Here is a 23,113-nt window from a genome sequence, read left to right as displayed (position 1 = left end):
TGCGGGCGTGCCTAAGGTATCGGGAGAGAAGGAATACAGGAGCAGCACATGCATTTTTTACGTCATCAGCGGTTAAATATAGCATTGATGGATCGTTGCCCATTAACGCTGGATGGGTTGGCGAGCTTTATGGGGACGCTCTCTACCCCGGGCCGGATCGTGGTGCAGGAAACCAGCATGGGGGAGGTCGCTGAAGGGATCATTTACCAACGGGCCGAGGTGCTGATAGCCGAGCTGTGCGGCGTGGATGAGACCGCCGCCCAGGGGCGAGACATTTTGCTTAACCTGTGCGCTCAGTTGCCGGCGCTCAGCGCGGTGGTTTATACCCGCAGCCAAAGCGCCGAAACGCTGGGGCCGCTATTGAGCCAGCCCAGGATCAGCATTGTCGCGCGAGATGATCCCTTGCCGCTGGTGGCCGAGTTTTTCAATCGGGTATTGAGCGGTGAACGGGTATTGAGCCCACAAATCGGCGCCTGTCTCGCCCGCACCGCCGGCGGTGAAACCGCCTTTATGCGCGAGCTGACCCGTTGTGAAAGCGATGTCCTGGTTTCCCTGTTCAACGGCATGAGCCTGCGGCAAATCGCCGAGCTGCAGCGCCGCAGCATCAAAACGATCAGCGCGCATAAATGCAGCGCCATGCGCAAACTTCAAGTGACCAACGATAGCGAACTGTTTTCTCTGCACGGCAAGATTGCCCGGCAGTTTGCCGGGGAGTGGCCGCAAGGCTCCCGGCGCCATGAATAACGCATAAAATAGGCCGGATCTGAAGGCGGTTAATTCGCCTTCAGCCGTATTTAATCGATATGAATTAATTTGAAGGCGATTAAATATTGATAATGCGGAAACGTTCCACGTTGGCGGCGGTATAAATAACCGTATTCTGAATGTTTTTGTGCCCCAGATAATCCTGAATCAAACGGGTATCGATGCCCCCGTCCGCGAGGGCATAACCGCAAGAGTGGCGTAACATATGAGGATGCACCTGAACGCTGATACCGGCCATTTCTCCATACATTCTCATTAACCGATACAGCTGCTGCCGTGATATTTTCCCGCCGTGGCGGGATAGAAACAGCCATTGGCTGTCGGCTTCCCGATAACCGGGGCGTTGGCCGAGCCACTGCTGCAGCGCCTGGCGCTCCCGGGGTTGTATCGGATGTTGAACGGAGAAACCATTTTTCAGGCGGGATATATGCACCCGATTGGTGGTCAGATCAATATCCTGCAAACGCAATGAGCGCAGCTCGCTGACCCGCAGGCCATGAATAAAACACATCAGTAACAGGCAGCGGTCGCGAATACTGTTTTTACCCTCATGAACCGCTGAGATAAGCTGTTCAATTTCAATCGGGCTGAGAAATTTCCTTTTCTTCATGTTAAACACCTGGATATTGAAGGCGGGCTGGTTGCACGGGTGGGGTTTATTAAAGCATTGAATGATTAGGCGCGGCAAAGAAAATGAAACCGCTCCGTTTTTAAATCACTGAGGTATTTATATACTTTGTGATTTTTCATTTTCATAGTGAATACTTTATGATTGATTTTGGGATCTTTAATTAATTCATTATTCCCCTGTATTATTTGGCTGTGACCTATTTAAATTAACCTTAATACCAGCCGGCCGGCCGCGGTTTCCGTGGCGTGCCGTTCTGGCCTGCGCGCTTCCCGCAGAGCGGCGGCAAAATGAGAATTACTGTTGATATCGATCTCGCGCCGCTTACAATGCCAGCCATCTCAAGATTTCAGGGGGGTTTTCATGGAGCTGTTACGGGTGGTGTATCGCCAGTATCGCTGGCCGTTTTTGGCGGTAATGGCGTTGACCATGGTCAGTGCCGCGCTGGGCATCGGCATCATCGCGTTTATCAATCTGCGGTTGATGGCGGTGGCCGGCAACCCGCTCACCGTGCTGCCTGAGTTTCTGGCGCTGCTGGCGCTGTTGATGGCGGTGACGCTGGGATCACAGCTGGCGTTAACCACGCTGGGCCACCATTTTGTCTTTCGCCTGCGCGGGCAATTGGTGAAGCAGATCCTGGATACCGACATCGAGCGCATCGAGCGGTTGGGCAGCGCTTCGCTGCTGGCCAGCCTGTCCAGCGATATTCGCAATATCACCATCGCCTTCGTGCGCCTGCCTGAGCTGGTGCAGGGCGTGATACTGACGCTGGGCTCGGCGATGTATCTGGGCTGGCTGTCACCGCAAATGCTGGCGGTGACGGCGGTTTGGGTGGCGGTGACGATTTTTGGCAGCGGGTTTCTGGTGGCGCGGGTCTATCGCCACCTGACCAGCGTGCGCGAGGCGGAAGAGCGTCTGTACCAGCACTATGAATCGGCGATCGACGGCCGCAAAGAGCTGGCGTTGAACCGCAGCCGCGCCCAGGCGCTGTATCAGCGGGCCTATCGACCCGATGCCGAAGACTATCGCTACCACATCATTCGCGCCGACACTTTCCATCTCAGCGCGGTGAACTGGTCAAATATCATGATGCTGGGCGCCATTGGCCTGGTTTTCTACATGGCCAACAGCCTGGGGTGGGCAGATACCGCGGTGGCCGCCACCTACTCGCTGACGTTGCTGTTCCTGCGCACGCCGCTGCTGCAGGCGGTGGGCGCATTCCCGACGCTGGTCAGCGCCGAGGTGGCTTTCAATAAGGTCAAGGCTCTGCGGCTGGCCGACTATCAACCGGAATTTCCCGTGGCGGTCGCCAAACCCTGGCAAACGCTGGAGCTGCGGGAGGTTTCCTTCCGCTATGGCGAGACGGAGCGGCAGCCGGGGTTTGCCGTGGGGCCGATTAACCTGCGGCTGCAGCGTGGGGAACTGGTCTTTCTGATCGGCGGCAACGGCAGTGGGAAGTCGACGCTGGCGATGCTGTTGACCGGTTTGTATCAGCCGGTCGGCGGCCAGATTTTGCTGGATGACGTGCCGCAGGCGCCGGCCGACATGCATGATTATCGCCGCCTTTTCTCCGCAATATTTACCGATTTCCATCAGTTTCATCATGTATTGGGCCCGGAGGGCGAAGCGCCGGATGCCGCGTTGGTCTCTCTTTGGCTCGAGCGGCTCAAGATGAAAAGCAAACTGGAATTTGCGGGCGATCGGGTTACCAACCCGCAGCTTTCGCAGGGGCAGCGCAAGCGTCTGGCGCTGCTGCTGGCGGTAGCGGAACAGCGCGACATTTTGCTGTTGGATGAATGGGCCGCGGATCAGGACCCGCAGTTCCGGCGTATTTTCTATCGCGAATTATTGCCGCTGCTGCGCGAGCTGGGCAAAACGGTATTGGCCATCAGCCACGACGATCACTACTTCGAGCATGCCGATCGGTTGCTGGAGATGCGCGCCGGCCACCTGAGCGAGTTGACCGGCAGTGACCGCGAACGCGCCAGCCGGGACTCCATTAAGCAAATCGATTAATTCGCGGCCTGCGGGCGGCATCAGCGGCCCGCAAATCGCGGGCTGGTTTCGCCGTTCCCGTTACCGGAATATAACGCTGAAATAACTGAGAGAATAGGATCGGGGCTCTGCCGATTTGCCTTAACGCTGGTAAACTTGTTGAATTTTTTATTATTTACCAATGGTTCAATTTTATCCCCTCCAGCTGTGGCACACTGCTCATCTGTCCATCAATTCACGCATCATTCCGGCTAATAACATCACCTTTCTTGACGTTTTTACCCTTGCGCATTCGATAGCAGGCGCATGAGTAGCATGATCTTTTTTAAATGCCATAGGAATAAACCACTTTATTGATCGTTTAAATAGATCAATAATCATATTTCAATCAGTTTAATCTATTGGTGGTGGGCGACGTGGTAAGCAAGGATCAGGCAAACATCAAGCGTAAGGCGTGGTTGTGCGTCTTCATCGGCTGTGGGGTGTTCTGGCTTATGGTCGCCGCGGTGATTTATTGGATGCTGACTGGGTAGGTAATTGACGTATGGATAAAAAACAGGTTAAGGATCGCGAAGAGGTACCGCGCTGTACCCCGCCGAAAATCCCGCCGTCCTGGCAATTGAGCAGCGCGCAGCGCGCCTTCATTGAGGATCTCTGGCAGGATGAGAGATCGCCGCTGCCGGAAGACCCGCAACCTTAACGGATAACGCGGTTGCGTCCGGCGAGCACGCCGAACAGCATTTGCAATAGTGTCAGACACAGCAGCACCGCCAGCGGCAAGCGCCAGCCTTGGGTAAGGTCGTGCAGCAGGCCGAACAGCGTCGGCCCCAGCGCCGCCAGCAGATAACCGACCGACTGCGCCATGCCCGACAGCAGGGTAGCCTGCTGATGATGTTGGCTGCGCAGGCCAAAGAACGACAGCGCGAGCACCAGCGAGCTTCCCGCACCCAAACCGGCGAAAATCAGCCACGCCAGCGAATGGCCAGGAAACAGCAACAATCCCCCGACGCCGATAAAAATCAGCAGCGAGCTGCACAAGGCTATCGCGCGCTGATCGCGTGCGCGCGGCAGAAGAAATACCATCACGAAGTTGGCGGCGATGGCGACCACCTGATAGACAAACAGCTCGAACCCCGCCTGCTGCGGCGAGGTGCCGTGGCTGGCGGCAAAGGCGCTGAACCAGCCGATGATGGTGTAAAAGGTGATCGACTGCAGCCCCATAAACATCGCCACCTGCCAGCCCAGCGCGCTGCCCCAAGGGGAGCGAAGGCGTATCGGCCGATCGGTTTGCGCGTCATTGGCGACGGGGACCGCTGGCCGGCGCAGCTGCGGCAGCCAGGCAGCCAGCGCCAGAAGCGCCGGCAGGCCCCAGCACAGCAGTGAAAATCGCCACCCCAGATCCTGCAGCGTCGCCAGCGGCACCGCCAGCCCGGAGGCGGTCGCGGCGACCAGTGACATCACCGCCGCATAGGCGGCGATCATCGCCGCGGCGCGCTGCGGAAAATCCCGCTTCACCAGGGTGGGCAGCACGACGTTGGCAAAGGCTATCGCGGCGCCGATCAGCACGGTGCCAAGCCACAGCATGACGCTTTGCGGCAAAGAACGCAGCAGGATACCGGCCACCAACAGCGCCAGGGCGATGCCGAGGGTGCGTTCGATGCCCACGCGTTTCGCCAGGCTGGGCGTCAGCGGGGACAGCACGGCGAACAGGATCAGCGGCAGCGAATTGAGCAGGCCGGCGGCGGTGGCCGACAGCGCAAGTTGGCGTTGAATTTGTTCCAGCAGCGGGCCGACGCTGGTCAATGCGGCGCGCAGATTGGCGGCTATCAACATGATGCCGACGATCGGCAACCAAGGGTGCCGTAAACGGCTGCGTTTTTGGGCCGCGGAAATAGGGGGCAAAGCGGATTGGGGCATGAGTTCCTCGCACCAGGGCATGCAGTCAATCAGTGCTGCATGGCGTGATGCGTTGATTGACGTTAACGCTTACGTAGCGGCAGAGATACCGATATCTGCGCGCAAGTGTAGGGAAGAAGCCGATGACTGGCAAGAGCGGGCCCGGTCGGCGGGCGGGGCATCGCGGCGTGTCTGAGGAAGAATTCGCATTATGTGATCCTGGTCGCTTTATGAACTAAAAGTCACCGCGCCCGGCGGCATCTGGGGCGCATCGGGCGCGGAGCGCGCCCGATAAGATCAGGACAGGGCGGGCAGCGGGCTCTGCGCCAGGCGCGCCGGTTGATCCTCGCCGCGGCTGAAACGCCAACAGGTCTGGTGGTATTTGGCGACGCTGTTGCGGTGCGCTACGCTGATCAGCGTCACCTGCGGCAGCTCGTCCACCAACAGGCAGTACATCAGCTGTTCGGTTTCATCGTCCAGCGCGCTGGTGGCTTCGTCGAGGAACAGCATGTCCGGGCGGATCAGCAGCGCGCGGGCAAACGCCAGCCGCTGCTGTTCGCCCGGCGACAGGCGGTGGCTCCAGTTGGCGTGCGTATCCAGCCAGGGCTGCAGATGCTTCAGCCGGCAATTTTCCAGAACTTTCATCAGCTGCGCGTCGGGGTATTCCGCCGCCAGATGCGGGTAGCTCAGCGCCTCGCGCAGCGTGCCGATCGGAATATAGCTGCGCTGCGGCAGGAACAGCGCGGTGACGCCATCGTCCAGCCCGATGGCGCCGGAACCGTAGGGCCAGATGCCGGCGATGGCGCGCAGCAACGTCGACTTTCCGCAGCCGGAAGGGCCGACAATCAGCAGGCGATCGCCGCGCTGCAGCTCGATGCTGGCGGCGGCCAGCAAGGGTTGGCCGTCGGGCAGGCGCAGGCTGAGATTATCCAGCACCAGGGCGTGCTCCGTCTCCGGCTGCAGTTGAATGCCGCGCTCCTGATGGTGTACCCGGTCGACGGCGGCGTTGAACCCCGCCAGACGGTTGACGCAGGCTTTCCAGGTCGCCAGATCGTTGAATGCGTCGATAAACCACGACAGCGCGCCCTGCACCTGGCCAAAGGCCGAGGCGATCTGCATCAGCCCGCCCATCTGAATGGCGCCGGAAAAATAACGCGGAGCCGCCACCAGCAAAGGGAACACGATGGCGAACTGGCTGTAGAAGTTGCTGGCGATGTTCAGCCTTCGGGTAATGCGCATGATAGCCCACCAGTTGCTGCGGATGGCTTCAAAGCGGCCGCCGAGCTGCTGGGCCTCGCTCGGTTCGCCGTGATACAGCGCGATGGCGTCGTTGTTTTCGCGGATGCGGATCAGGCCGAAACGGAAGTTCGCCTCATAACGCTCCTGATTGAACCCCAGCATGACCAGCGGTTTGCCGACCCACCAAATCAGCAGCGAGCCGAGCGCCGCGTACAGCAAGGCGAACCACACCATATAGCCGGGCAGGGTGACGGCGTGCCGGCTGATGACGAAGGTCATCGGGCCGCTGACGTGCCATAAAATATCGACGAAGGAAAACAGCGTCACCAGGCTGGAAAGCAGGCCAAGCGACAGCGACAGCGTGTATTGGGTCAGCACGTTGAGGTCTTCGGCGATGCGTTGGTCGGGGTTATCGACGATTTGCTGCTGCTCGGTATGGTAATAAGCCTGGTGCGCCAGCCACTTGCCCATGAACCTTTCGGTCATCCAGCGCCGCCAGTGCATTTGCAGCCCCTGCGTCAGGTAAACCTTGTAGACCGCCAGCACGATGAAGATCAGCGCCAGATAGGTAAAGCGCCACAGCTGCGCCTTGAACACCGGGTAGTTCTTGTTCTGCAGCGCATCATAGAACACCTGGTTCCATTGGTTGATCAGCACGCTGATATACACCAGCCCGAGCGACAGCGCGACGATGGCGATGAGCATCGTCCAGGCGCGTTTTTTCTCTTCCGACACCCAAAAGGGTTTAATCAGTTGCCAGACGGCATGTTTTTGCAGCGGGGTCGCGTTCATAAGGTTCCAGGAAAGCGCAATATTCTCTTCAGCATGGGCCGCGGGCCAGTAACAAACAAACCGCGTCTGTAAGCAGTTTTAACCTCGCTAACCGTTTGAAATATCGCTGAGGGATGAAGCCGGAGGGCTTGGCGGTTATACTGGCGCCGAATTTTTGCGGAAAGGACAAGTGATGAAGGCTTTGGTTTCCCTGTTGCTGACCTGCGGCGCACTCGCCAGCGCCCAGGCCAGCGCGCACATCGATGAGCCGGACATCGCCGCCGACTGCCAAAAAGTGGCGGGCTACGCCGCGCTGGGAAAAAGCGCCTATCAGCGGCAGGACTATGCCAAAGCCGCGGACATCTTTCGCGATCAGGCCGCCTGGAGCGAGTTTTGCGGCCTGAGCGCACAGGCGACCGCCACCGCCTACAACAACGTGGCGCTGGCGCTGATGCACGCCGGCGAGCTGCTCAAGGCGCAGGCTTATCTGGGGCTGGCGCCGCAGGACAGCAAATCGCGACATAATCTGGGGCCGCTGCGGCAGCGCCTGGCGCAGCGGCCCCAGCCCGCCGGCCCGGCGGGGATTTACTGGCAATACGCCGGGCGCGGCGTATGGAGTGAGGTGGCGGTTAAGCCCTTGGGCAGGCGTTGGCAGATCGACTTTTCCGGCTACTTCATGCCGAAGATGGGGCTGTATTACGGCCCGAACATGGGGGATTTCAGCGCTGCGCTGCCGATCGAGCGCGGCAGAGCGGTCTACCGCCGGCGCGAACCGGCCGAGGCGATGGTCTGCGATGTCACCATGAGGTTCAGCGAAGCGGCGCTAGACCTGCACACCGAGGGCGATTGCGGGTTCGGGTTCAACGTGCGCGCGGAAGGGCGGTTCGTGCGGGTGGAATAACCGGCTCCGGGGCTAGCGCTCCGGAGCCGATGCGCGCTCAGGCCCAGGCGACCGCGCCGCCCAGCAGCTCCTTCCAGGCGGCGACGTTGCCCAGATAGTTGCCGGCCGGGAGCTGGCGCAGCTGCCCGTCGCTGCCCTGCAGGGCAAAGGTCGGGAATCCCTGGCCCTGCACTCTGGCGAGCAACGCCCGGCTTTCCGCGATGTGTTGCGCCGTCGGTGCGCCGCTGTTGAAGCGCATTTCGGCGATGAACGGCGCGGAGGGCAGGTCCAGCTCTTTGGCCAGCGATTCCAGCACCGGGGTGTCGGCAATGCGCCGCCCTTCCTGATAATGCGCCTGCTGAATGCGGTGCAGCATGTCCAGCCCGCGCCCCGCCAGCTTTTCCGCCGCCAGAATGGCGGTGATCGGCGGCTCGGAGTCCATCACTGCGGTGGTATCGCGCAGCAAACCGTTGAAATAGGCTTCGCCAAAGGATTGACCGGTCAGCTCGGCAATACGTTTATCGTGCGGGATCACGTAGTTGCGCCATTCGTCGGTGATTTGACGGCGGTTGTTGCCGGTCATCATGCCGCCGGCGTGCAGGGCCAGGGTCAGCCCGGGAATGGTTTGGGCCGCTTTCACCAGCGGCGCCGCGCCGTAACACCAGCCGCACAGCGGATCGAAAATGTAATGCAGAGTGGTTTCGGTCATCTTTATACCTCTTGATGCGCCGCCGCCATCAGGCCGCGGCGCATGTACATCGTTTATTCGATAAGGTCAGGGCGCGCTTATTGCGGCCACTTCATTTCGCCTTTCAGCACTTTCGCGCTCAGCTCCAGGCTCGACTCATCCTTGAGGTTCGGGTAGTGTTTTTTCATCGCGGCGATCAGCGCGGCGGAATCCTTGGCTTTCGGCAGCTCGCCTTCCAGCGCGGTCAGGTATTGCTGCGTGAAGCTGACCGATTCCAGCGTCTGGGCTGCGCCCGGCAGGAAGTGGCCAGGCACGACGACCTGCGGCTTCAGCGCCTGGATGCTTGCCAGCGTTTGTTGCCAGTGCAGACGTGACTCAGCGGTTTGGTTGTCTGCGACCCAAGGGTGAATGTTGTCGCCGGCCACCGCCACGCCGCCCACCACCGCTTTCAGCGACGGGATCCACACGAAGGTGCGATCCGGCGTCGGGCCGGTCAGGCCTTTCACTTCCACTTTCTGGCCGTCGATGCTGAAGCTGTCGCCCTGCAGCGGCTGCGGCACCACCACCGCCGTTGGCGCGTTGTTTTTCAGGATCGGGCCCCAGTAGGCGACTTTGCCGTCTTTGGTGGCGTTGATGTCCTTGATGGTGCCTGGGGAGGCGATGATTTTCGCGTCCGGGAAGGCGGCCTTAATCACGTCCAGCCCGAAGTAGAAATCCGGATCTGAATGGCTGATGTAGACCGTGGTCAGTTTTTTGCCGGCGGCCCTGATTTTTTTCACCAGTTCTTCGGCGTCGTTGCGCTGGAACTGGGCGTCGATCAGCGCCACTTCGTGTTTGCCGCTGATGATTTCGGAAGAGACCGGGAAGACGCTTTTCTCGCCCGGGTTATAAACTTCCAGGGTCAGGGCGTCGGCCGCGGTGGCGTAAGCGCTCAGGGTGGCGAAGCCGGTGAAGGCCAGGGTCAGTAATGATTTCTTAAACATGGGCAGGGGTCCTTTGGCGGTCAATTGATGTTGTAGAGATGTTAGGTTGCATAAAGCGATAGAAAAACCGGATAATGAGCAATTATTCATTGCGTAAATCGGACGAATCATGGATCGCATTACCGCAGCTGAGGTTTTTATCACCATCGTCGATCGCGGCAGCATGATTGCCGCCGCCGAGACGCTGGAGATGTCGCGCGCGATGGTGACCCGCTATCTGGCGCAGATGGAACAATGGGCCGGGGCGCGTTTATTGCACCGCACTACCCGTAAGCTTAGCCTGACCGACGCCGGGGAGCGCACGCTGGAGCGCTGCCGCCAGATGTTGGCGCTGGCGGGCGAGATTGACCTGGTGGAGGGGGAACCGAGCGACGAACTGCGCGGTCTGCTGCGCATCACCTGTTCGCAGTCGCTGGGCCAGACGGCATTGGTCGGGGCGGTCACCCAGTATCTGAAGCTGCACCCGCAGGTGGCGGTCGATTTGCAAATGAATAACCGGGCGGTAAACCTGGTGGAGGAACGTATCGATCTGGCGCTGCGTATCACCAACGAACTGGATCCGAATCTGATCGCCCGGCCATTATCCACCTGCGCTTCGGTGGTTTGCGCCTCTCCGGCTTACCTGGCGGCGCACGGCACCCCGCGGCATCCGCAGGATTTGGCGCTGCACAATTGCCTGACCTACTCGTACTTCGGCAAAAGCCTGTGGCACTTCGATTCCCAGGGCGTCAAGTCGGCGGTGGCGGTCAGCGGCAACCTGAGCGCCAATGAGTCGGTGGTGCTGATGGCCGGCACGGTGCAGGGGGCGGGCATTTCCCTGCAGCCTTACTATTCGGCGGCCCCGTTGCTGGCCAGCGGTGAGCTGATCGAACTGCTGCCGGATTATCGGCCGCAGTCGATGGGCATTTACGGCATCTATACCTCGCGCCGCCAGATGCCGGCCACGCTGCGCACCATGCTGGACTTTTTGGTGGCGTGGTTCGCCGACAATCCGGGCTGGCGGGCGACGCTGCGCTGATAGCGTTAACACCGCGGCAACATTTTCACACATTTATCATCGTTAACGCATTCAAGCGCTTAGCGCGCCAACCTGAATTTTTTGTGCGCTATCACAGATTTGTCACTGGTTTTCATTCCTGCCACCATGCTATTTCTGTAGCGTGAAAAGCGCGAATAAGACTTAATAATTATAGGGTTAACCGGATGCCCCGCCGCTTGAAACACCCAATCTGACCCTTCTTTTTCGGGTAGCCCTGGCGGCTGCCCGGGATTACCTTTGTTTATTATCGGCCCCGCGCGCCTGACGCCGGGGCCTTGTTGACTGGGAGCGTTACGCATGCCTGTTTCTCTGCTCGCACTGGCATTAAGTGCATTTGCCATCGGCACCACCGAATTCGTCATCATGGGGTTGTTGCCCGAGGTGGCGGGAGATCTGCAGGTGTCCATCCCCTCGGCCGGCTGGCTGATCAGCGGCTATGCGCTGGGCGTGGCGATCGGCGCGCCGATCATGGCGCTGCTGACCGCCAGGCTGCCGCGCAAAAATACGCTGCTGCTGCTGATGGGGATCTTCATCATCGGCAACATCATGTGCGCGCTGGGTTACAGCTATGACTTCCTGATGCTGGCCCGCATCATCACCGCGCTCTGCCACGGGGCGTTCTTCGGCATCGGCGCGGTGGTGGCCGCCAATCTGGTGGCGCCAAATCGCCGCGCCTCCGCCGTGGCGTTGATGTTTACCGGCCTGACGCTGGCCAACGTGCTGGGGGTGCCGCTCGGCACCGCGCTGGGCCAGGCGCTGGGCTGGCGTTCCACCTTCTGGGCGGTGGCGGTGATTGGCGTGCTGTCGCTGCTGGCGCTCTACAGCAAGCTGCCTTCGCTGAAGGATGAGGCCCCGACCGATCTGAAAAAAGAGCTGGCGGCGCTGCGCGGCGGCGGCATCTGGCTGTCGCTGCTGATGACGGTGGCGTTCGCCGCCTCGATGTTTACGCTGTTCACCTACATTGCGCCGCTGCTGACCGACGTGACCGGCGTGTCGGCGCACGGCGTGAGCTGGACGCTGCTGCTGATGGGCGTTGGGCTGACGCTGGGCAATATTGTCGGCGGGCGCCTGGCGGACTGGCGGCTGGCGCTGACGCTCAGCTGCACTTTCCTGACGATCGCGCTGTTCGCCGCGCTGTTCAGCTGGACCAGCCACTCGCTGGTGCCGGCGGAAATGACCCTGTTCCTGTGGGCCGCCGCCGCGTTTGCCGCGGTGCCGGCGCTGCAGATCAACGTAGTGACCTATGGCAAGAAAGCGCCGAATCTGGTCTCGACGCTGAACATTGCGGCGTTTAACGTCGGCAACGCCATCGGTGCCTGGGTGGGCGGCGTGGTGATCGCCCAGGGGCTGGGGCTGACCAGCGTACCGCTGGCGGCCGCGGGCATCGCTCTGCTGGGGCTGCTGCTGTGTCTGGTGACCTTCAGCCGCGCCAAGCGCCCGGTCAGCGTGTGATGACCGCCGCCAGGCGGGCGGGGAGCGTCTCCGCCTGGCGGCGCAAATGTTCGATAAAGGCCGTGACCAGCGCCGACGAAGGGCGATGCAGCGGCCGGATCAGGCTGACGGTGAACGGCACCTCGACGCTGAACGGCCGCACGTGTACGCCGTTGCCGGCGTAGTCGAGCGCCGTCAGCGGGTTGACGATCGACAGCCCGACCCCTTCTCTCACCATCGCGCAGACTGACGCCGCGCTGTGGGTTTCCATCACCAGGCGGCGATCGACCCTCTGCTCATTGAACAAGGCATCGAACAGCTGCCGGTAGCTGTCGGTGCTGGACAGGCTGATAAAGTTCTGGCCGGCGAAGTCCTGCGGCGTCAGCCTGGCTTTCGCCAGCAGCGGGTGGCCGGCCGGCAAGACGCACACTTCGTTCAACGTCATTAACGTCATCCGTTCGGTGCCCGCCGGCGTCAGGGTATTTTCGGTCATCCCCAGATCGTGGCGCTGCGCCGACAGCCACTCTTCCAGCAGCGGCGATTCCTGCGGGATCACGCTAAAGCTGACCTCCGGATAGCGCTCGATAAAGGGTTTGCACACCGCCGGCAGCAGCGATTGGGAGAAAACCGGCAGGCAGGCGATAGACAGCTGCGCCTGCTGAAACTGGCGGATGCCGGCGGCGGCGTTGACGATGCGATCGAGGCCGTAATAGGAGCGCTGCACCTCTTCAAACAGCCGCAGTCCCTGCACCGTGGGGGATAAACGGCCGCGCACCCGATCGAACAGCTGCAGCTGGATTAGTTTTTCGAAGCGCGCCAGTTCGCGGCTGACGGTCGGCTGCGAGGTTTGCAACAGCGCGGCCGCCTCGGTCAGGTTGCCGGTGGTCATGACCGCCTGGAAAATTTCAATCTGGCGCAGGGTTATCGCATGCATGGGACGGCTCGATAAAAGGAGAATGCTATATCATAAATGAATAGACTTCGGCTAAATAGATATTTTTCAACCGACCAAGAGTGCGGCACTATGACGGCATATCAACCGCCACTTTCGCTTTGGGAACACCATCATGCCTCGCCCGTTGAACGACAGCTCCACCGCCCTGAACGCCGCTAACCTGCTGGCTTTGCCGCAGCGCTTTGGCTGCCCGGTTTGGGCCTATGACGCGGATATCATCAGCCGGCGCATCGCTCAGCTGCGCCGTTTCGACGTGATCCGCTTTGCCCAGAAGGCCTGTTCGAACATTCATATTCTGCGCCTGATGCGCGAGCAGGGCGTGAAGGTGGACTCGGTATCGCTGGGGGAGATTGAACGCGCGCTGCAGGCCGGTTTCCAGCCCGGCGGCGAGCCGAGCGAGATCGTGTTTACCGCCGACGTGCTGGATCAGGCTACGCTGGCGCGCGTCAGCGAGCTGAAGATCCCGGTTAACGCCGGGTCCATCGACATGCTGGAGCAGCTTGGCCAGGCATCTGCGGGGCATCCGGTGTGGCTGCGCATCAACCCGGGTTTCGGCCATGGGCACAGCCAGAAAACCAATACCGGCGGCGAAAACAGCAAGCACGGCATTTGGCATGCCGATTTGCCGCAGGCGGTGGAAAAAATTCAACGGTATGGGCTGAAGCTGATCGGCGTGCATATGCATATAGGTTCCGGCGTCGACTACCAGCATCTGGAGCGCGTCTGCGATGCGATGGTGCAGCAGGTGATCGCGCTCGGTCAGGACATCAGCGCCATTTCCGCCGGCGGCGGTTTGTCGATCCCTTATCTGTCTGGCGAAGAGGCGATTGATACCGAACACTATTTTGGCCTGTGGAACAGCGCGCGCGAACGCATCGCCGCCCATCTGGGCCATCCGGTGCACCTGGAGATCGAACCGGGGCGCTTCCTGATGGCGGAGGCCGGGGTGCTGGTGGCCGAAGTGCGCGCGGTGAAAGACATGGGCAGCCGCCATTTCGTGCTGGTGGACGCCGGTTTCAACGACTTGATGCGGCCGGCGATGTACGGCAGCTATCACCATATTTCGCTGCTGCCGGCGGATGGCCGCGATACGGCGCAGCAGCCGCTGCGAGAGACGGTGATCGCCGGGCCGCTGTGCGAATCCGGTGACGTCTTTACCCAACAGGCGGGCGGCGGGGTGGAAACTCGCGAGCTGCCGCCGGTGAAGGTCGGCGATTATCTGGTGTTCCACGACACCGGCGCTTACGGTTCGTCGATGTCTTCCAACTACAACAGCCGCCCGCTGCTGCCGGAAGTGCTGTTCGAAAACGGCGAGCCGCGCTTGATCCGCCGCCGCCAGACCATCGAAGAGCTGATCGCGCTGGAACTGATCTGACGGCTTATCGGGCGGCCCGCTCGCCCTGTCACAGCGTCATGCGGCGGTGCTGGCCGTTGGGCAGTCGGACATCCAGCGACAGCGTACCGCCCATGGCTTCTATATAGCGTTTAAGCGAAGACAGTTTTATCTCGCTGCCGCGTTTTTCCAGGTTGGCGACTGAGGGTTGGCTGATGCCAAGCCGCTTCGCCAGCTCAACCTGCGAAACCGCCAACTCTTCCCGCAGCATCGCCAGCCGCAGTTCAAAAATTTCTTGGTCCGCTTTTTGCCTGGCCGCCGCAACGACGGCGGGATCGAGCTTATCGATCAGATGGGATAAAGGTTTGGCCATTTGCGTTACCTCTGGGTTGCCAGATAATGTGAGAACTCCCTGGCGGCGATGGGCAACAGGCGCTGGCAGAAACGCTTGTCGCCGGTTTTGTCGCCACCGCACAACAGCACCGCCTGCCGTTGTGGATCGAAGGCGAAAAAAAACCGAAACGGGTGGCCGCGGTGTTGAATGCGCAGCTCTTTCATGCGGTGTATTGAACCGGGAAAATGCAGCGTGTCGGCATATGGCCTTGCCAGCTGGGGGCCGAATTCCTGCAGTTTGAAAATCCCCGCCAGGATGCTTTTTTGCTGGTCGCCACTCAGCGATAAAAACCAGGCGTCGAATATTTCGACGGTCGCGACCTGCCACATGACGCGCTCCGAATATAGTCTATATGCTATATAGTGTAAAGGTTATTGTTTGTACAATATGCACCAAGACAGCGGAGGGATAACATCACAGTGAGGGAAATGCGGCGCACTACGCAATCAGCGTCCGCGCCAGCGGCAATTAACCGGCGTAGGGGCCGGGCGCTACCGAGTCGCGCAGTTTCAGTTCGCCGGTGAACGGCGCCAACGGCTGCACTTTGTCACCGTTGATCAAGCGGAACGCCTGGCTGATGGCGGCTTCAATCATGCTGTCGATCGGCAGGTAAACGGTGGAGAGGGCGGGTTGCAGGTAGGCGGCGCTGGGTTCGTCGTCGAAGCCGAACAGCGAAACGTCCTGCGGCAGGCGTTTGCCGCCCTCATGCAGCGCCTTCATCGCGCCGACCGCCATGTCGTCATTGCAGGCGAACAGCGCGCTGAAGGCGGTTCCGCCGGCCAGCAAGCGGTGGGCGCCCTGATAACCGCTCTCCACGCGATTGTCGCCATAAGCGACGCGGGCGTCGTCGAAAGCGATGCGATGGTGCGCCAGTGCCTGTTGATAACCCGCCAGCCGCGCCTGCGCGGTCGGCGTGGCGATCGGGCCGGTAATGCAGGCGATATCGCGATGCCCCTGGCGAACCAGATAATCCACCGCATGGAAGGCCGCCTGTTGCTGCTCGAAGAACACGCAGCGCGCGCGCGCCTGCGGCAGATCGCGATTGATCACCATCACCGGTACCGGCAGCTTTTCCAGCAGGTTCATCAGCGCGTCTTCGGACATGAAGCGGGTATAGAGCACGATGGCGTCGCAGCGGCGATCGGCCAACAGCTGCACCGCCTGCAGTTCATCTTCCGGCGTATCGTGGCCGTCGGTGACGATCAGGTGTTTGCCGCTGGCTTCAATTTGCTTGGCGGCCTGGCGCAGCAGGCGGCCAAAGTAGGGGCCGTCGAAATTGGAGACCACCAGGCCGATGCTGTTGGAGCTCCTGTTCGCCAGCGACTGCGCCAAAAAATTCGGCCGATAGCCCAGCTCATCCATCGCCCTGAACACCGCCTCGCGGGTGCTTTTTTTCACCTGGCCGGTGCCATTCAGCACGCGCGAAACCGTGGCTTTGGACACCCCCGCGCGAATGGAAACATCCAGCATGGTGATCATCAGCGGCTAACCCCTTTCAACGTCCGATGTGGCGAATAATGCTCAGTCTAGCATAGGGTTAGCCCAAGGCTGCGCGGCTTTTTCACCCGGGATTTTCGCCGGCGCGGCGGCTATGCGGAGCCGTATCCTTACGCCGAATTAACTCTGTTCGTAAACGTTGTTGATGCTGGCGACCGAATGGCGCCGCACCAGCGTAGGGCTGAACATGTTGGTGATTTCCGGCAGCGGCTGGCGGTTGGCCAGCGCCAGCGCCAGCTCCGCCGCCTGGGTCGCCATCGCCACGATCGGGTAGCGGATGGTGGTCAGGCGCGGCCGCAGGTAGCGTGAAATCAGCACGTCATCAAAACCAATCAGTGAAATTTGCCCCGGCACGTCAACGCTGTTGTCGCTCAGCACCGAGAGTGCGCCGGCGGCCATCGGGTCGTTGTAACAGGTGACGGCGGTGAAGTTTTTTCCGCGGCCAAGCAGTTCGGTCATCGCCTGCTCGCCGCCGACTTCATCCGGCTCGCCATAGGCAATCAGCTTCTCGTCCACCGCGATGCCGTGCTCCTGCAGCGCGTCGAGATACCCCTGCAGACGATCGGTGGCGTCGGAAATCTGGTGGGTGGAACAGATAATGGCGATGCGCTGATGGCCCTGCTGGATCAGGTGGCGGGTCGCCAGCCAGGCGCCATAGCGGTCGTCCAGCGCTACGCAGCGCGTCTCGAAGCCCGGCAGCGTGCGGTTGATCAGCACCATGCCCGGGATCTGCTGCATCCAACCGCTGAGCTCCTGATCGGTCAACCGCTTGGCGTGCACCACCAGCGCGGCGCAGCGGTGCCGCACCAGCTGTTCGATCGCCTGGCGCTCTTTCTCGGCCTCATGGTAACCGTTGCCAATCAGCAGGAAATTGTGGGTGGCGTAGGCCACCTGTTCGACCGCTTTCACCATCGCGCCGAAGAAGGGGTCGGAAACGTCGGAGACGATCAGGCCGAGCGTCTCGGTCGATTGCTGCGCCAGCGCGCGGGCGTTGGCGTTGGGGTGATACTGCAGCTGCGCCATGGCGGCCTGCACCGCAGCGCGCGAGCCTTCGCTGGCCTTGGGGGAATTGTTTATCACGCGGGATACCGTGGCCACGGAAACACCCGCCAGCCTGGCAACATCCTTTATCGTAGCCATATCTGTCAACACATCCTGGGTAATCGCTTACATTCCTCAGTCTTGCGGAAAAAACCGGGGGCTGCAAGCGCTGTCGTGCGTAACTTGTGGCCGCCGTTGCAGATATGGGCTTTTTGTCGTGGCGGGAAGCGCAGGCGACGCGTCGTTAGCGCATTTTGTGCTTGGGATCCGCCCGCCGGCTGAGGTAACTTTTGCACTCTCTGTCGTTGCCCGAGATCGCCATGTCCATAAAACGTTATCCGCAGCTCGCTCATTGGGGAGCCTATACCGCCGTCGTGGAAGACGGCAGGCTCATCCGCTGTGAACCCTTCGCCGCAGATCCCGATCCTTCCCCGCTGCTCGGCTCCATCGCGCCGATGGTCTATTCCGACAAGCGCATCCGCAAGCCGGCGGTGCGCCGTTCCTGGCTGCAAAAGCGCGAGGGCAGCGATCGCACGCTGCGCGGCCGGGAAGACTTCGTCGAAGTGGACTGGGAGCTGGCGCTCGATCTGGTGGCCGAGGAAAACCGCCGGGTGCGCGACCGTTACGGCCCTTCGGGCCTGTTCACCGGCTCTTACGGCTGGTCGTCCGCCGGGCGTTTGCACCATGCGCGCTCGCTGGTGCGGCGCTTTTACTTCAGCGGCGGCGGCGGCGTAGATCAGCTGGGCAACTACAGCTGGGGGGCCGCGCAGTTCTTTTTGCCGTACGTCATCGGCACGTTTTCGCCGCTGACCGGGCGCGTCACCAGTTGGCCGAGCGTGGTGGAGCATTGCGAGCTGTTTATCGCCTTCGGCGGGCTGGCGCTGAAGAATGCCCAGGTTTCGTCCGGCGGCGCGGCGGAACATGCGCTCAAACCCTGGCTGCAGAAGCTGGTGGCCAAGGGCACGCCGGTGATCAACATCAGCCCGCTGCGCGACGACTGCCCCGACTTCGTCAACGCCGAGTGGATCCCCATTCGGCCCAATACCGACGTGGCGCTGATGCTGGCGCTGGCGTATGAAATCCAGCGCCGGGGCGCACAGGACGAGGGCTTCCTGAACAGCCACTGCGCCGGCTACCCGCAGTTGGCGGCTTACCTTAACGGCGCAACCGACGGCGTGGCGAAAACCCCCGCCTGGGCCGCCGCCATCACCGGCATTCCGGCGGCGCGCATCGCGCGGCTGGCGCAGCAGCTGATCGGCGTGCGCAGCTTTATCACCTGCGCCTATTCGGTGCAGCGGGCTCACCGCGGCGAGCAGCCGTACTGGATGATGATCGCGCTGTCGGCGATGCTCGGCCAGGTCGGGCTGCCGGGCGGCGGCTTCTCGTTTGGCCACGGTTCGATGAACGGCGTCGGCAACCCGCGGGTAGATACGCCCGCGCCGACCCTGCCGGTGGGCGACAATCCCGCCGGGCTGGCGATCCCGGTGGCGCGCATCTGCGACATGCTGCTGCAGCCGGGTGAAAGCTATCAGTTCCGCGGTGAGACGCTGCGCTATCCGGATATTCACCTGGTGCACTGGGCCGGCGGCAACCCTTTCCATCATCATCAGCAATTGAACCGGCTGGTGGAGGGCTGGCAAAAGCCGGACACGGTGATAGTGCAGGATATTTGGTGGACGCCGGCGGCCAAAATGGCGGACATCGTGCTGCCGGTCACCAGTTCGCTGGAGCGCAACGATATCGGCGGATCCTCGCGCGATCGCTACGTGCTGGCGATGCACCGGGCGATCGCCCCCCGGCATCAGGCGCGCAACGATTTTGACATTTTCGCCGATCTGGCGGAGCGGCTGGGTTATCGCCAACGTTTTACCGAGGATCGCGACGAGCGCGCCTGGATCGAGCATATCTATCGCCAGTGCGGCAAAGCCCAGCAGAGCGCCGGCGTCGCCTGGCCGGAGTTCGAGGAATTTTGGCGCAGGGGGTATGTCGAGCTGCCGGCGCCGGCGAAAGAATTCGTGTTCTTCGATGCGTTCCGCCAGGATCCGCAGGCTAACCCGCTGCAGACCCCGAGCGGCAAGATAGAGCTGTTCAGCGAACGGATCGCCGGCTACCGCTATGCGGATTTTGCGCCGCATCCGCAGTGGCAGCCGCCGGTGGAGTGGCTGGGCGCGCCGCAGGCCAAAACCTGGCCGCTGCATCTGATCACCATCCAGCCGGCCGATCGTTTGCACAGCCAGCTGGATCCGGCGCCGCTGGCGCAGGGCAACAAGACCGCCGGGCGCGAGACGCTGTACATGCATCCGGACGATGCGGCATCGCGCGGCATTGAGCAGGGCGCGGAAGTTCAGGTCAGCAATGCGCGCGGCCGCTGCCTGGCGGGGGTGTCGATTACCGACGGCGTGACCCGCGGGGTAGTGCTGATGGCCACCGGCGCCTGGTTCGATCCCGGCTTTGGCGCGCAGCGCCTGCCGGTCGAACAGTCCGGCAACCCGAACGTGCTGACGCTGGATATCGGCACCTCGCCCCTGACCCAGGGGCCGAACGCCATGAGCTGCCTGGTGGAAGTGAGCCTTTATGGCTCGGCATAATTTGCCGTGGCCCGCAATTGCCCCGACAGCGAAATGTGGTCCTGCTGCAGCCGCCGCAGCTGCGTGGCGGAAGCGGCATAGCTGGACAGGGTTAACGACAGGGTGAAGGTGTGCCCTGTCGCTTCGCCGGCAATGACGAGCGGCAAACTGCCCGCGTTATCCGGCAGGCGCTGCGCCTGAGAGCGGGTTTGCGCCGGGCCGTCGGCGCCGAGGAAAAACGGGATAGCTTCGCCGGCCTCGTCGCGCAATTCATGGATGGTGACGCTTTGATAACCCAGCGGCCCCCGATCCGGGGCCTGGCCTGTGGCGAAGCCCAGCCAGTCGGCCCGCAGGCTAAACCCCTGCAGCTGCACCCGGCTGTCGCAGCTCAGCTGATATTGCAGCGGAACGGCGTGCAGCAGCGTGTTCTGCCGTGACAGCATGCCCACGTCGTGTTCGCCCAGCGCCACGCTATGCTGCGAGGACGTCAGGGAGCAGTCTGCGCCGGCTGCTGCGCTGAACAGCATGGCGAATAATCCGCAGTATAAGGTTTTCATTCTTGTCTCCTGTGGGTTCCGGCGGCCATTTCGCGGCACACCGCGCTGCGCTGGGCAATCCCGGCCCGGTTGACGGGACCTGTGGCCGACGACAGCTCGAAATGGCACTGCCGGCCTGATGGCGCGGTCATGCTGAAACGCTGTGAGGCCGTCTGGTCATTGGCGTGATGCGCCTGCTGCCGTTCGATAAGGGCGTTGCCTTGCCCGTCGGTAAAGGCGGCCACGCGCTGCTGCTCGTCGCGCACCGCGCTCCCTAAGGCAGGCAGGCTGCCATCGGCGTAGGTGATCCGCGCCATGACTCTCAGCGTATTGATGGCGTTGACCTTGATGTGATTGACGCTGCCGCGCGCCAGGGTCATTTTGTGCGCGCCGTTATCGATATCCGCGCCTGCGGGCAGGGTGCCGGTGTCGATCTTGACCAGGCTGGGTTGATATTGGCGCAGCTGCGGGATCACCGCCTTGCCTTGTTTGCCGTAGGTTTTTACCGTTCCGCCCGGCGTGGATACCCGGGTGCCGGAGAGGCCTGGCGCCGAGAGCACGCCGAAGGTATCGCCGACCTGCTGCGGCGAGAGGGTCAAACCGCTGCGGTCTGCGACCAACGAACCGCTGGCGCCATAGTAAAAGGCGTGCTGGCTGTCTGGCATCTGGCTATAGCCGCCGGCAAGGGTGGTGAATGGGCTCAGGTAGCGCAGGTTGCCGGAGTAGGTATTGCCGCTGGCCGCGCCGGCCTGGGTGGCGTTCAGCCCGTAGGACAGGTCGTTATCCAGCGCCTGGCCGGAAAGCGTATGGCCGATGCTGCGGTACTTGCCGTTATTCGAGGCATTGGCGGTATAGCGCAGGGTTTTGCCCAGCGGCAACGACAGGGTGGCGTAGACCCGGGTATCGTGGTCGCGCGAAAGGTTATTGCGCTCTCTTTCCACCCCGATCCCGAGTGACCACCGGTCGAATTGCCTGTTCCAATAACCGTACAGGCGCTGGCTGGAGCCGGCCTGAGCGTAATCCGCGCGAGTGACGCCCAGAGAAAGGTTGCCGGCCAATGCGTGGTGCAATCCGAGCCCCGCGCTGTAGCTTTGTCGCTGACGTTGCGGTTTGTCGTCGGCATGAAACCTTTCGCCCGGCCCCTGGCCGAATGAATCAACCTTACGATGGCGCAACGCCTCCGCCGGGTCGCGGTAGCGCGCGGATTGCACGCTGTACCCGCCGTTGAGCGTCACGCTCTTCGCCAGCGGCAAGGCGCCGTTGAGCTGCAGCTTCACGCCGTTTTTCGCCTGCCGGGTATGAGAGACCTGGCTTTGCGCGGCAAGCCGATAACGCCGGTCGCTCAGGCTATAGCCGGCCGCCGCGCCCTGATAATGCCGGCTGAGAAAGCTGCCGCCGCGCAGCTGTTTGTTTTTATGCCACGGCAGGAAGAGCGAGCCGGTGACAAAAGGCGTTTCCAGAGCCTTGTCGTCATGCCGCGTGCGCCCGATCGCCAATGAATAAGCGCTTCGAGCCGCGTTCTGACTCATGGCTGCGTTCAGATAAGGGACGGTAAATCTTTTGCGGTTACCGTTGCTTTCCGTTACGGAAACGTCCAGATCGACGGCGTCGAATTGTAGCGGAATATCGGTCAGTCGAAACGGACCGGGTTGCACCACGGTGGCGTAGACCAGCCGGCCATGCTGGAAAACCTCTACTTTTGCCTGGCTTTCGGCGATGCCTTCGATCGGCGGAACATCGCTGTTCCGGCTGGCCGACAGCGCGGAATCGGGCAGCCATTGCAGGCCGTCGAGGGTGAAACCGCTGTAGAGCGAGTCCGTCAGCGTGCTTCGCCCCAGGCGCAGCATGGCCTCTTTGTCGGTAAAGGTTTTTTGCAGATAGCTGTTATAGGGGGTGTAGCTTTTTCGCTCACCGTATTTGCTGTAGGTGCCGTTGTGGCGAAATAGCCAGTTATGGCTATTAAAACCGGTTTCCAAGGCGGCGTAGTCGCTGCTGTAGCGCTGATTGTCGAAGCGGTTGGCGGTGTAATTCAGCATCAGGGCCTGCCCGCCAAATTGATATTCATCCGGTTGCCGCAGGATATAGCGCTGCGGCATTAACAGTTCCAGCTGATTGTTGCCGGTATCCGCCTCGATGCGCCCTTCGGGGTAGCAGTGTTTAAACAGCAGGCTGTGCGGCTGTTTGATGGCGCAGGCCCGCAGCCCCAGCGTTTCCGCCAGGTCCGCGTCGTACAGCCAATCGCCGCCGCCGTCGATACCGACCTCATGCAGCCCGCGGCTTTGTCCATTGATAACCACCTCCAGGCGGTGTTTGCCCGCGGGGAATTTTACGCCCGCGGCGAAATATTCGGCCAATTCGCCGGGCAGGCCGAGGGCGCGCATCATGTCTGTGTCGTAGTCAGCCTGGCTGGGCATGGCGTAAGCTAAAACCAGGCCGCTCGCCAGCAGGTTCAGGGGGGCATGCAGTTTCACGGGG

General features: G+C 61.5%; 21 protein-coding genes. 9 read left to right on the top strand and 12 right to left on the bottom strand.

The features are described from left to right. The first annotated feature begins 48 nt into the window (after positions 1-48). The gene (locus D7I37_RS02195) at positions 49-744 is read left to right on the top strand and encodes a LuxR C-terminal-related transcriptional regulator (protein WP_061796844.1); all 696 of its coding nucleotides are present in this window, start codon (positions 49-51) and stop codon (positions 742-744) included. Between the two features lie 79 nt (positions 745-823). Here the strand turns inward: D7I37_RS02195 and D7I37_RS02190 are convergent, their stop codons facing one another. Next, the gene (locus D7I37_RS02190) at positions 824-1,375 is read right to left on the bottom strand and encodes a tyrosine-type DNA invertase (RefSeq protein ID WP_129543234.1); all 552 of its coding nucleotides are present in this window, start codon (positions 1,373-1,375) and stop codon (positions 824-826) included. Positions 1,376-1,756: 381 nt separating this feature from the next. Here D7I37_RS02190 and D7I37_RS02185 point away from each other — a divergent pair, with 381 nt between their 5' ends. The 3 genes from D7I37_RS02185 to D7I37_RS26935 all read left to right on the top strand — a co-directional run bounded on the left by D7I37_RS02185 (position 1,757) and on the right by D7I37_RS26935 (position 4,088). Then, the gene (locus tag D7I37_RS02185; RefSeq protein WP_129543233.1) at positions 1,757-3,409 is read left to right on the top strand and encodes a multidrug ABC transporter permease/ATP-binding protein; all 1,653 of its coding nucleotides are present in this window, start codon (positions 1,757-1,759) and stop codon (positions 3,407-3,409) included. Positions 3,410-3,804: 395 nt separating this feature from the next. Then, on the top strand, positions 3,805-3,921 hold the full coding sequence (locus D7I37_RS02180) for a YmiA family putative membrane protein (protein WP_073970288.1): 117 nt from the start codon (positions 3,805-3,807) through the stop codon (positions 3,919-3,921). 11 nt (positions 3,922-3,932) lie between these two features. After that, positions 3,933-4,088 carry a hypothetical protein gene (locus tag D7I37_RS26935; protein ID WP_165283077.1) on the top strand — a complete coding sequence of 52 codons (156 nt, stop codon included), beginning with the start codon at positions 3,933-3,935 and terminating at the stop codon, positions 4,086-4,088. On the opposite strand, the gene D7I37_RS02175 is transcribed toward D7I37_RS26935, so the two are convergent. Further along, positions 4,085-5,305, bottom strand: coding sequence for an MFS transporter (locus D7I37_RS02175; protein ID WP_061796840.1), 1,221 nt, complete (start codon positions 5,303-5,305; stop codon positions 4,085-4,087). The genes D7I37_RS26935 and D7I37_RS02175 overlap by 4 nt on opposite strands. Before the next feature lie 276 nt (positions 5,306-5,581). Continuing rightward, positions 5,582-7,315, bottom strand: coding sequence for an ABC transporter ATP-binding protein/permease (locus D7I37_RS02170; protein WP_061796837.1), 1,734 nt, complete (start codon positions 7,313-7,315; stop codon positions 5,582-5,584). A 172-nt stretch (positions 7,316-7,487) separates the two neighbouring features. Here D7I37_RS02170 and D7I37_RS02165 point away from each other — a divergent pair, with 172 nt between their 5' ends. Then, complete coding sequence (locus D7I37_RS02165) at positions 7,488-8,195, top strand: hypothetical protein (protein WP_061796835.1); 708 nt, start codon at positions 7,488-7,490, stop codon at positions 8,193-8,195. Positions 8,196-8,232: 37 nt separating this feature from the next. Here the strand turns inward: D7I37_RS02165 and D7I37_RS02160 are convergent, their stop codons facing one another. Both D7I37_RS02160 and D7I37_RS02155 read right to left on the bottom strand, forming a co-directional pair. Then, on the bottom strand, positions 8,233-8,883 hold the full coding sequence (locus D7I37_RS02160; protein ID WP_129543232.1) for a DsbA family protein: 651 nt from the start codon (positions 8,881-8,883) through the stop codon (positions 8,233-8,235). Positions 8,884-8,960: 77 nt separating this feature from the next. After that, positions 8,961-9,845, bottom strand: coding sequence for an MBL fold metallo-hydrolase (locus D7I37_RS02155; protein WP_129543231.1), 885 nt, complete (start codon positions 9,843-9,845; stop codon positions 8,961-8,963). Between the two features lie 109 nt (positions 9,846-9,954). Between D7I37_RS02155 and D7I37_RS02150 the strand changes: the two genes are divergently transcribed. After that, positions 9,955-10,863, top strand: coding sequence for a LysR family transcriptional regulator (locus D7I37_RS02150; protein ID WP_061796832.1), 909 nt, complete (start codon positions 9,955-9,957; stop codon positions 10,861-10,863). A gap of 318 nt (positions 10,864-11,181) precedes the next feature. Continuing rightward, entirely contained in the window at positions 11,182-12,336 is a 1,155-nt protein-coding gene (locus D7I37_RS02145) for an MFS transporter (RefSeq protein ID WP_061796830.1), read from the top strand. On the opposite strand, the gene D7I37_RS02140 is transcribed toward D7I37_RS02145, so the two are convergent. Continuing rightward, positions 12,326-13,249, bottom strand: coding sequence for a LysR family transcriptional regulator (locus D7I37_RS02140; protein WP_061796828.1), 924 nt, complete (start codon positions 13,247-13,249; stop codon positions 12,326-12,328). The two genes, D7I37_RS02145 and D7I37_RS02140, sit on opposite strands and share 11 nt — an antisense overlap. A gap of 133 nt (positions 13,250-13,382) precedes the next feature. Between D7I37_RS02140 and lysA the strand changes: the two genes are divergently transcribed. Beyond that, positions 13,383-14,645: a diaminopimelate decarboxylase gene (gene lysA, locus D7I37_RS02135; RefSeq protein WP_129543230.1), complete on the top strand. Its 1,263-nt coding sequence runs from the start codon at positions 13,383-13,385 to the stop codon at positions 14,643-14,645. Positions 14,646-14,673: 28 nt separating this feature from the next. Here the strand turns inward: lysA and D7I37_RS02130 are convergent, their stop codons facing one another. The 4 genes from D7I37_RS02130 to galR all read right to left on the bottom strand — a co-directional run bounded on the left by D7I37_RS02130 (position 14,674) and on the right by galR (position 17,634). Beyond that, a complete protein-coding gene (locus D7I37_RS02130; RefSeq protein ID WP_061796825.1) occupies positions 14,674-14,976 on the bottom strand; it encodes a helix-turn-helix domain-containing protein in 303 nt (100 codons plus the stop codon). Between the two features lie 5 nt (positions 14,977-14,981). Beyond that, positions 14,982-15,326, bottom strand: a complete 345-nt coding sequence (locus D7I37_RS02125; RefSeq protein WP_095099029.1) for a type II toxin-antitoxin system RelE/ParE family toxin — start codon at positions 15,324-15,326, stop codon at positions 14,982-14,984. A 139-nt stretch (positions 15,327-15,465) separates the two neighbouring features. Beyond that, positions 15,466-16,476 carry a LacI family DNA-binding transcriptional regulator gene (locus D7I37_RS02120; RefSeq protein WP_129543229.1) on the bottom strand — a complete coding sequence of 337 codons (1,011 nt, stop codon included), beginning with the start codon at positions 16,474-16,476 and terminating at the stop codon, positions 15,466-15,468. A gap of 138 nt (positions 16,477-16,614) precedes the next feature. Next, the gene (galR, locus tag D7I37_RS02115; RefSeq protein WP_061796819.1) at positions 16,615-17,634 is read right to left on the bottom strand and encodes an HTH-type transcriptional regulator GalR; all 1,020 of its coding nucleotides are present in this window, start codon (positions 17,632-17,634) and stop codon (positions 16,615-16,617) included. A gap of 221 nt (positions 17,635-17,855) precedes the next feature. Between galR and D7I37_RS02110 the strand changes: the two genes are divergently transcribed. Then, entirely contained in the window at positions 17,856-20,123 is a 2,268-nt protein-coding gene (locus D7I37_RS02110) for a molybdopterin guanine dinucleotide-containing S/N-oxide reductase (protein WP_129543228.1), read from the top strand. On the opposite strand, the gene D7I37_RS02105 is transcribed toward D7I37_RS02110, so the two are convergent. Together D7I37_RS02105 and D7I37_RS02100 are read right to left on the bottom strand one after the other, a co-directional pair. Next, positions 20,108-20,659, bottom strand: coding sequence for a hypothetical protein (locus D7I37_RS02105; protein ID WP_129543227.1), 552 nt, complete (start codon positions 20,657-20,659; stop codon positions 20,108-20,110). The genes D7I37_RS02110 and D7I37_RS02105 overlap by 16 nt on opposite strands. Further along, entirely contained in the window at positions 20,656-23,109 is a 2,454-nt protein-coding gene (locus D7I37_RS02100) for a fimbria/pilus outer membrane usher protein (RefSeq protein ID WP_129543226.1), read from the bottom strand. The genes D7I37_RS02105 and D7I37_RS02100 overlap by 4 nt, the downstream gene beginning before the upstream one ends. Between the last annotated feature and the right edge of the window lie 4 nt (positions 23,110-23,113).

The organism is Serratia sp. 1D1416 (assembly GCF_003641105.1).
Taxonomy (GTDB): Bacteria; Pseudomonadota; Gammaproteobacteria; order Enterobacterales; family Enterobacteriaceae; genus Serratia; species Serratia ficaria.
The sequence above is the reverse complement of the archived record's forward strand: the minus strand, read 5'-3'. Positions and strand labels throughout refer to the sequence as shown.